Below are 335 nucleotides of genomic sequence, written 5' to 3'. Positions count from 1 at the left end.
GGGGACGAACAGCAACTGGCTGAAACAGCGTTTGGATCATCACAAAGCCTCCGTTGAACTGCCTGACTACTTAGCAGAGTTGGAACCTATCGCGTCCACGTTGATTTCTTATTATTGGTTGGTGCCAATGTTTCATCACTTGCAAACTGTGCGTTTCCAAGGGATTTTGAAAAATGTCGCTATCACTAACTGGTGATGGCCAGAATTCAAAAACGTATGGTCAGCCGATTAGTGGTAGGTGTTGATGTCAACATTTGAATTGATCACTGAACTCGATAAGTGGTGGCTTTAGAACGTGAGTATTTAAAAATTAGCGCTTGAATACTTACTATTGT

1 pseudogene is annotated in these 335 nt (G+C 42.1%); it reads left to right on the top strand.

Going from position 1 to position 335, the window contains the following annotated elements:
• Nucleotides 1-196 (top strand): annotated as a pseudogene (locus FTW16_RS20460) (SgrR family transcriptional regulator); the annotation flags it as partial.
• Nucleotides 197-335 lie beyond the last annotated feature (139 nt).

It is taken from the genome of Vibrio sp. T20, assembly GCF_007858795.1.
GTDB lineage: Bacteria > Pseudomonadota > Gammaproteobacteria > Enterobacterales > Vibrionaceae > Vibrio > Vibrio satsumensis.
The sequence above is the reverse complement of the archived record's forward strand: the minus strand, read 5'-3'. Positions and strand labels throughout refer to the sequence as shown.